Raw genomic sequence first — 9,743 nt, forward strand, 5'->3', positions numbered from 1 at the left:
GAGGGTGATATGATGAATCAGTTTACTGATGTGTTGGATGAAAAAACATTAGCAAGCTATCCACAACAGCCACATGGTGGCAAATTGGTGAATCGTGTACTTACCGGGAAAGCACAAGAGGAAGCAATGGAAAGAGCAAAGCATTTACCTATGATTATGGTAGATTTGGAGGCCGTCATAACGCTTGAAATGATCGCAACAGGGGTGTTGTCTCCTAATGAAGGTTTTATGGATGAAGAGGATTACAAGTCTGTACTTACGAAAGGCCGCTTGAAAAATGGAGTGGTTTGGCCTGTACCGCTAAGTTTCGCGCCAATTGGTGACCGAAATCAGCAGGTAATTAAAACTTTATCCGTCGGGGATGAGGTCGCTCTTGCGGATGAAACAAGAGAACCCGTCGCGATTCTAAAGTTGAATGATATCTTTCACTATGATCGTGAATTCCGAGCAACCCATCTTTTTGGCACAACTGACCGAAACCACCCTGGAGTTGATTCGATCTATCGTCGAATGGGAGATACCGCTTTGGCCGGCCCCATACAATTGCTTCGAAGAGTCCATTGGGGGCCATTTGAAGATATAAGAATGGAGCCGAAAGAAACTTGGAAGCTTTTTTATGAAAAAAAGAAGTTTAAATCTGTAGGCGGATTTATTACTGGAGCAAATCCTTTACACCGCGGACATGAGTATATTCATAGAAATGCGTTGGAAGAGTTAGAGGGCCTATTTGTTCAGCCACTAGTAGAAATGGCAAAGCGTGAATATACACGACACGAGTTTCGAATGTTGTCTTACCGCAGTGTACTGGATACATATTATCCAAAAGAAAGAACGATTCTTGCACCTTTAAGAGTTACTTATATATTCGCTGGTCCACGTGAAGCGGTTCTCCATGCGTTGATCATGAAAAACTATGGGTGTACCCACGCTTTAATCGGACGGGATCATGCGGGTATTGGTGATTTCTATGAAAAATATGCTAGCCATACGATATTTGATGAATTTACACCAGATGAATTAGGAATCGATATTCGCTTGTTCCATGAAGTGTTTTACTGTACACGATGCAGTACGCAAGCAACTGACCAAACATGTCCACATGATGAACAATATCGTATTAATATCTCCGGGACTGGGATTCGTGAGTTACTGAGGTATGGGGTTTTACCACCGAAAGAAATAGTAAGACCAGAGTCTGCCCGGATTGCGATGCAGGGTGTGCAGCCGAAAGGTGTGGATGAGAACAATATGGCTATCTCACCTGTCGGTAAAACGATAAAGAGTATTTTCCCATATTATTTAACGAGATCAAGAATTGGTGGTCCAAAGCGAAGAAAACCGCTTAAGGTTGAGGAACTTACGATAGAAGATTTAGAAAATGTGATCATGGATGCACGTGAAAATGCCGATAAAATATATAGAGATATTTTCGAAGAGTTCAGTTATGTATCAGACACACTTCGTACCGCTCAGCCGGATTGGGTGGCATTAGCCAGAGAGTCTATCCATAAACAACAAGAAATGGTGGTTGAGTATTTAGAAGAAAAGGTAAATAAAGCATTGGAAAAGGCTTCCGATGAATTTATGTATCAGGATAAGTCCGAGGCAGAACGTGAACTAGAAGTTGCACGAAAAATATTTGATGATATCCCTTCACCACTTCGTTCAGAAAACCTAAAATATAGAGTTTGGAACCCGCTGCCATACAACCGTTACAGAGGTAGTGATGAGTAAGTAGGAAAAAATCACTCACGAATTGTGAGTGATTTTTTTATAGATTTTCTTATAAATAATCTTTTCTTAGTTCTTCTGGAGAACGTGGTGTAATATAGCTTGGTGCTACATCGAATACAGTTTTTGCACCAAATTGCTTTTCTTGGTTTAATCGGTATGCTGCTCTTGCATATGCAACTAATACAGCAGACGTAAATTCAGGATTGCTGTCTAATTTTAGTGAGAATTCATATACCTGTGTAGTATCTTCACTCGTTTTACCACCACGAATGACAAATCCACCATGTGGTGCTTTAGAATGCTCACGGTTTAATTCTTCTTCTGAGATAAAATTCACTTCTGTATCATAATCTGCGAAATAGTTTGGCATTGTTTTAATTTCATTTTCGATAGCTGCTTTGTCTGCACCTTCCTCAGCAACGATGTAGCAGACGCGGCGATGCTTTTCAGCAGTTGTTAGTTCTGGATTTGAACCACTGCGCACTTTTTCCATTGCATCTTCAGATGGAATAGTATATTGTACACCGTTTTTAACACCATCTACTCGTCTTATTGCATCAGAGTGTCCTTGGCTAAGGCCTTTACCCCAGAATGTATAATTTTCACCATTAGGTAAAATCGCATCCGCCATAACACGATTAATGGAGAATAAACCTGGATCCCAACCTACTGAAATAATAGCAGTCGTATTTTTTGCAGCTTCGTTTACAGCTGCATAGAATTCAGGGATTTTTGCATGTGTATCAAAACTATCTACAGTATTGAACATGCTAGCAATTTGCGGAGTTTGTTCAGGTAGGTCTGTAGCAGAACCTCCACAAAGTAACATAACATCAATTTTACCTTGATAATCACTTGCATTTGAAATGTGTTCAGCTTTTACATTTGGCTCATCAAGAACGAGGGCTTCTGGATCTCTTCTCGTAAAAACTGCTACTAATTCCATATCAGGAGATTGTTTAATAGCTTTAACTGCGCCTTTTCCAAGATTACCGTAACCTACGATACCTAGTCTAATTTTGTTGCTCATATACATTTCTCCTTTACTTCAAATACTATCAAAAAAATTATGTCAAGTTTAAATTGCCCAGTTAGCTTCTATGTAAACCTATTTTGGGTCTTTCGATTTCCAAACTTTTTTGATAATACTTATAATAATAGAATAAGTCCTCACTGCCAATAATTTTCTTCGATATTCGAAAAGTTTTTTTAACAGCTCATTGGAATTTGGACATAAAGGACCCACAAACTAAAAAGTTATATTTATATTTTAAACGTAGTAAGATTCATACAGGAGAGGTAGTTATAAATAGATTTATGGTATAAGTAGTTCAATCATTTATATAATGTGAAAATAGCTAAGGTAAAGTCCCTGAATGTTAAATACACTAGAATTAGAAGGAGTGATTGACATGAAAGTTATTGTAATCGGAACAGGAATAGTAGGTGCAAGTGCAGCGTATCACATGGCCAAAAATAATCTAGATGTCATCATGATTGATAAAAAACAAGAAGGAAAGGCAACTTCAGCTGGAGCGGGTATTGTTTGTCCCTGGATCAAAGAGATTGAAAATGAAACTTGGTATAACCTTGCTAAGGAAAGTTTTGTTTTCTATCAAGATATAATTTCTACTTTGCAAAATGAGGGCGAAGATGAAGTTGGTTATAAAAATGTTGGTGCATTATGTGTCTCGTCAGATCCTGTTAAATTGGATGAAATTGAAAAGAGAGTGAAAACCAAACGGAAGGATGCACCTGAAATAGGTGATATTCTGCGTCTGAATGGTGAGCAGGCACGAGAACTCTTTCCACCACTTAACAAAAACTTGGAAGGTTTGTATGTATCTGGAGGGGCAAGAGTAGATGGCGCTTTGCTGCGTGATGCGTTAAAACGGGCTGCACTTCGTCACGGTGCCAAGTTTGTCGAAGGCGATGCAGAACTAGTTCATGAGAATAATAGAAAAGTAATGGGTGTTACGGTAGGAGATAAAACGTTTTTTGCTGATAAAGTCCTCATCACCACTGGTGCATGGGCTCCTGAGTTATTGCAGCCGTTTGGTATCCAATTGAACGTCAATCCACAGCGAGGTCAGATTGCTCATATAAAATTACCAGGAATAAATAGTTCTGATTGGCCGATTATTATTCCACAGTCAACCCACTATTTGGTTCCATTTGATGATGGTAAAGTGGTTGCAGGTGCGACTAGAGAAACTGGGTCAGGATTTGACTATCGATTGACAGCCGGTGGAGTGAATGAGGTTTTGACTGAAGCCCTAGAGGTTGCCCCAGGTTTAGAAGATGGTACTTTAGAAGAGATTCGTATCGGATTTCGTCCAATGGGCCCAGATTTATTACCGATCCTAGGTACAGTTGATACACTTGAAGGCGTTTTGCTTGCTACTGGATTAGGGGCATCTGGACTTACAATGGGCCCATATATTGGTAGTTTAGCGGCTTCAATGATTCAAAATAAAGAGATTGAATTAGACCTTACAGCATGTCACCCTGATCGTGCGATTGAGATGAAAAAGTATGTATAATATCAAGTCGTGTTAAGAAAAACTAGGCTTTCTTCTACTTGTGTATGTACGATTTAGAGGAATAAAATGTTCAATTAAAAACAATAGAGGGAAAACTCCTTTATTGTTTTTTTAGTTATGCAAAACTTCTAATGTATTTCCTGGGGTAAAGAATCAGACAGCATAGAGAAGGTATGGTATCCTAGAACAGATATCTCTGAAGAATAAGGAGTGTTCACGTTTTGACGCAACAGGATTTCACGCAAGGCTCAATCCGCAAACAACTAATTACCTTTGCTGGACCAATAATGTTAACCAATCTACTTCAGGTTTCTTACCAATTTATCGATAGTTTGTGGGTAGGAAATTTACTAGGTGCAAATGCACTCGGGGCAATTACAATTTCTTCTACAATTGTTATCACGGTATTGGCTTTTATTATTGGAATTAACAACGCCACATTGACAATCCTCTCTCAACAAAAAGGAATGAATGACGAGCAAGGATTAAAAAAATATGTGAATGCTTTTGTTGTTATATTATCAACGCTTTCGATTGTAGTTGGTTTATTTGGTTACCTTTTTTCAGAATCTTTATTACTATTTTTGAATACACCTATGGAAATGCTCAATGAGGCAAAGGCATACTTAGAAATAAATTTTATTGGTATTTTGTTTATTATGGGATATAACTTTATTGGCACTGTACTTAGGGCACTGGGGGATAGTAAGACTCCGTTGCGTTTTGTGCTCATAGCAGTTGTGTTGAATGCCGTTTTGGATCCATTATTCATTTTCTATTTTGATTGGGGAATCCACGGTGCTGCATGGGCAACTGTGTTAGCGCAAGGGATCTCATTTTTGTTGGCATTAGCGTATACTTTTCGAGGCAAGTTTGTTCCATATTCGATACCCTATTTACCAAGTAAAGAGGATATTTGGTTAATTTTAAAATTAGGAATTCCTGCTGGCTTACAGATGATGGTGATTTTCGCAGGTGTTACGGCCATTCTATCTGTAGTAAATTCATTCGATGGTGCGGTTGTAGCAGGATTTGGCGCCTCACAACGAATTGATAGTTTAATAACTATTCCGGCGATGGCATTAGGCACAGCGGTGAATAGTATGGCTGGTCAAAATATTGGGGCCAACCAATGGGAGCGGGTTCATCAAATTGCAGTGTACGGAACGATTTTCAATGTAATCATTATGGTGTTAATTGCTTTGATTGTCTTCATGTTTGCAGAAGGTTTTACAGAGTTGTTTCTTCAGGAAAAAGAAGCAGTGACTTTTGGAACGGATTATTTAAAAATGGTCGCTTTCTTTTATCCATTCATTGGCATTAACTTTATTTTGAATGGTGTCGTAAGAGGAGCGGGTGCCATGTATCAAGTACTAATACTAAACATTCTATCCTTCTGGCTTCTCCGATATCCACTTACTTATTTCTGCTCGAGTTTAATTGGGCAGAACGGAATTGCACTAGGGATTGGAATTAGTTTTATCATTAGCAGCCTTTTTTCATTTTCCTATTTTAAATGGGGTGGATGGAAAAAGAAGGAGCTATTCAGTTCGAGTACTGTATTAAAGAATAATGATTGATTAACAATGCTCTTGGGTTATTTCAGGGCATTGTTTTTTTATTCATGGATAAGTTTGTTCGTTTCAATTTAGCAAATTGGACAACTTTATGTCGAAATTCATGGTTATTTTGCGCCTATTTTTAACATATGAATAACTTGAAAGGGCGAAAGTTTAATCAGTTTTCATATACCTTTATCCTTTTGAAGGGGGTGAAAAGCATGTGGGTCATTCCTGAGTATGAAGTGATTAATACAGCCGCTGAGGTGACAATGTATTCCTACATCCGTGAGTAATACTACTAAACTTGCCTTACATGCTTTATTATGTCTGTTTGAAAGGATGGAGTAAAATTCGAGTCAGGGTCTTAGGAGTAGCAGCGGGAGGAGGCTTTCCACAATGGAATTGCGCATGTCCCAACTGTAGCGGTGTTCGCGACGGGGATATTAAGTTAAAACCGATGTTACAGTCCTCCCTTGCGATAAGTGCAAATGATAGAGACTGGTATCTCATCAATGCTGGTCCGGATGTTAGTAGACAGATTGAAACCTTTTCTGACCTTCATGCAGGACCTGGTATTAGGGAAACACCACTTGCTGGTGTGATTTTAACCGATGCAGAGCTTGATCACTCAATCGGTTTATTGTCGTTACGAGAAGGCTCCCATTTAACGATATTTGGGACGGAAACGGTAAGGAAATGTTTACACACAGCCTTTCCTGTGTTTCCAATGCTAAAAAATTATTGTTCTTGGGAATGGCAGTCACTTAATCCTGAATGTAAGGAACGAATTGGGGATACAAGTGAGGGGTCACTTCTGATTGAGACGATTCCTGTTTCAAGAAAACCACCTCTTTATGCTAAATCAAATAATGAGAGTTCCGAAGAAATATGGGAGGTTGGTCTACTTTTACAAAATGAACGGTCTGGAAAATGTGTGGCTTATTTTCCGACTTTAGATACGATGACTCCGGAAATTGAGTCTGCTTTACATAAAGCAGATATTTTGTTAGTGGATGGAACATTTTGGTCTGAAGATGAATTGGTTGCATTGGGTGCGACGAAACGGAATGCAAGGGATATGGGGCATCTCCCAATTAGTGGTACGTCAGGAATCATTGAGAGTTTAACATCTTTTTCAGCAGAACGAAAAATATTAATCCACATTAACAATAGCAATCCTATTTTGAAAAAAGGCTCCGAGGAAGCAAATTTGTTGGAGCAACAAGGCATTGAGATTGCCTATGAAGGTATGGAATTGGAGGTTTGAATATGCCACAACAAGGAGGGTTAGCAAGGGTGTCTCAAGAGGATGGAAAGCCATGGTCTCGAGAGGATTTTAAAGAACGATTAATCGATGTCGGGCGTTCTTCCTATCATGATAAACACCCCTTTCATGTGGCGATGCACGAAGGTACCCTAAGTCGAGAGCAAATCCGAGGTTGGGTAGCCAATCGCTATTATTATCAAAAATCTGTTCCGATTAAGGATGCGGTTATTTTATCAAAGCTTCCAACTAGGGAGTTTAGACGTGAATGGATACAGCGGATTATTGACCATGATGGAAATCATAAACAAGAGGGCGGCATTGAAGCTTGGTTAAGGCTAGGGGAAGTGGTGGGACTTTCCCGAGAAGAGGTTTTAAGTGAAGAACATGTGGTACCTGCTGTTCGTTTTTCTGTGGACGCTTATGTGAATTTTGCGAAAGAAAAGCCATGGTTAGAAGCAGTTGCTTCTTCATTAACAGAACTATTTTCACCCATTCTTATTTCAGAGCGGATTAAAATCCTTGAACGATTGTATCCGTGGATTGACCGGTCCGGACTTGGGTATTTCCGAAATCGCTTAACACAAGCACCTCGAGATACAGAATTTGCTCTGAATGTAGTACTGGATTATTGCAAGACATTAAAAGAACAGCAGCTTGCGGTTGAGGCCTTACAATTTAAGTGTGATGTACTTTGGGCACAGCTTGATGCGATTGAAAAAGCTTTTCCAGATTAAGTTTTAAGGAGAAGGTGGTGGGGAAATTTTGACTACTAGTTTTCCAAAACTGGCACAAAAGGGGCGACTCAAGTTTGATAAGGTAAGAGAAAAACATCTTCTTTTGTTACCTGAAAAGGTTGTGGTTCTGAACGAAACTGCCGCGTCAATTCTTGCTCTATGTGACGGAAATGAATCAGTTCACACCATCACCGAAAAAATGAGAAGTTCCCTAAAGTCTGAGAATTTGCCTGATTTCGAAGTCATGCAGGCGGATATCACAAAATTTATCTTACAAATGGTGAACGAAGGATGGGTGGTGATGCAAGATTCTAGAATCAAAGAATTATAGAGTACAGCCACCCTTTTCGCTGCTTGCAGAATTAACACATCGTTGTCCCTTGCATTGTCCATATTGTTCAAACCCAATCGAAATGACACGAAAGGAAATGGAAATATCAACAAAGGATTGGAAGCGGGTATTATCAGAAGCTGCCAATCTTGGAGTTGTTGAGATTCATTTTTCAGGAGGAGAGCCGCTTTTAAAAAATGATTTAGAAGAACTGATTCACCATGCGAACTCTTTAGAAATGTACACGAATCTGATAACAAGTGGGATTGGTTTAACTGAGGAAAAGGCAAAGCGGTTTAAGGAAGCCGGGTTGGCCAATGTCCAAATTAGTTTTCAAGCCGGAGAAGAAAAGCTTTCGGATAAGATTGGCAGATTTAAGGCGTTTGAAAAGAAACGGAAGGCTGTTGAAGCAGTCAAGAGGACGGGAATGCATTTATCATTAAATGTCGTGTTGCATCGTTTGAACATCGATACATTAGATGAAATTATTACGTTTGCTCATGAAATGGGCGCGGAACGGCTGGAATTAGCAAATACTCAGTTTTATAATTGGGCTTTACTCAATAGGGATCAGCTCATGCCAAGTCGAGAGCAGATTGAGCGAGCGAGTGAAGTTTTTGAAGCAGCAAGAGCACACTTGGGGAGAGAAATGGAAATTATCTGGGTTATACCTGATTATTATGAATCAACTCCCAAGCCATGCATGGGCGGTTGGGGAGCGGTCGCTCTAACTGTGGCCCCCAACGGAGACGTGTTACCATGCCCAACGGCTGGGATGATAGAAGAAATTTCTTTTGAAAATGTTCGTGAGCGGTCATTGCAGCAAATTTGGTATGAATCGGATTCATTTAATCGATTTCGAGGGGATGAGTGGCTACCAGAAACTTGTCGTTCATGTGATTTGGTACAGCAAGATGGTGGTGGATGTCGATGTCAGGCCTATGCCTTGACTGGAGACGCTCAAGCAACAGACCCAGTGTGTCACCTGGCACCTGATCATCATATCGTTAAAAAAGCAGTACAGGAAGCAAATAGTTCGCAAGTTGGCGAAACATCACCGTTGATTTACCGTAAAATAACAACACCAAAAATAAAAATATGAAATAGATGCTAGGGGCGATTTGTAAGAAAAAATTGCCTTTGGCATCTATTTTTGTTGTGGAAGTAGGTACTGTGGTTTTGAAGAAGTTTGTCTATTATGGTGATGAAGGACCGGGTGAAGTCTGGAGCTTGGCGTAAAGTCCTTCATCGAGGTGATGAAGGACCGGGTGAAGTCTGGAGTTGGTGTAAAGTGCTTCATAGGGGTGATGAAGGACCGGGTGAAGTCTGGGCGTCGGTGTAAAGTCCTTCATCGAGGTGGTGAAGGACTGAGTGTAGTCTGGGCGTCGGTGTAAAGTCCTTCATCGAGGTGGTGAAGGACCGAGTGTAGTCTGGATCTTGGTGTAAAGTCCTTCATCGAAGCTATGAAGGGGAAAGCGAGAGTAACCTCGTCGCCGAATCCTCTTCATCGAAGCTATGAAGGGGAAAAGGAGACCAATCCCGTCGCCGAATCCTCTTCATCGAAGCTATGAA

General features: G+C 40.1%; 8 protein-coding genes. 7 read left to right on the forward strand and 1 reads right to left on the reverse strand.

Going from position 1 to position 9,743, the window contains the following annotated elements; genetic code table 11:
- Positions 1-12: 12 nt before the first annotated feature.
- A complete protein-coding gene (locus ACR65M_RS13445; RefSeq protein ID WP_440273556.1) occupies positions 13-1,734 on the forward strand; it encodes a sulfate adenylyltransferase in 1,722 nt (573 codons plus the stop codon).
- Between the two features lie 49 nt (positions 1,735-1,783).
- Here the strand turns inward: ACR65M_RS13445 and ACR65M_RS13450 are convergent, their stop codons facing one another.
- Positions 1,784-2,764, reverse strand: coding sequence for a diaminopimelate dehydrogenase (locus tag ACR65M_RS13450; RefSeq protein WP_121448882.1), 981 nt, complete (start codon positions 2,762-2,764; stop codon positions 1,784-1,786).
- Between the two features lie 382 nt (positions 2,765-3,146).
- Here ACR65M_RS13450 and ACR65M_RS13455 point away from each other — a divergent pair, with 382 nt between their 5' ends.
- The 6 genes from ACR65M_RS13455 (at position 3,147) to pqqE (ending at position 9,273) form a co-directional block, all read left to right on the forward strand.
- Positions 3,147-4,277 (forward strand): NAD(P)/FAD-dependent oxidoreductase, encoded by a 1,131-nt coding sequence (locus ACR65M_RS13455; protein WP_440273557.1) that lies wholly within the window; start codon positions 3,147-3,149, stop codon positions 4,275-4,277.
- 221 nt (positions 4,278-4,498) lie between these two features.
- Positions 4,499-5,857: an MATE family efflux transporter gene (locus ACR65M_RS13460; RefSeq protein ID WP_440273558.1), complete on the forward strand. Its 1,359-nt coding sequence runs from the start codon at positions 4,499-4,501 to the stop codon at positions 5,855-5,857.
- Between the two features lie 313 nt (positions 5,858-6,170).
- Positions 6,171-7,106: a pyrroloquinoline quinone biosynthesis protein PqqB gene (gene pqqB, locus ACR65M_RS13465; protein ID WP_440273559.1), complete on the forward strand. Its 936-nt coding sequence runs from the start codon at positions 6,171-6,173 to the stop codon at positions 7,104-7,106.
- Between the two features lie 2 nt (positions 7,107-7,108).
- Entirely contained in the window at positions 7,109-7,840 is a 732-nt protein-coding gene (gene pqqC, locus ACR65M_RS13470) for a pyrroloquinoline-quinone synthase PqqC (protein ID WP_440273560.1), read from the forward strand.
- Positions 7,841-7,868: 28 nt separating this feature from the next.
- On the forward strand, positions 7,869-8,171 hold the full coding sequence (gene pqqD, locus ACR65M_RS13475; protein ID WP_440273561.1) for a pyrroloquinoline quinone biosynthesis peptide chaperone PqqD: 303 nt from the start codon (positions 7,869-7,871) through the stop codon (positions 8,169-8,171).
- The gene (pqqE, locus tag ACR65M_RS13480; RefSeq protein WP_440273563.1) at positions 8,149-9,273 is read left to right on the forward strand and encodes a pyrroloquinoline quinone biosynthesis protein PqqE; all 1,125 of its coding nucleotides are present in this window, start codon (positions 8,149-8,151) and stop codon (positions 9,271-9,273) included. The genes pqqD and pqqE overlap by 23 nt, the downstream gene beginning before the upstream one ends.
- Positions 9,274-9,743 lie beyond the last annotated feature (470 nt).

Source organism: Ferdinandcohnia sp. SAFN-114, assembly GCF_059415045.1.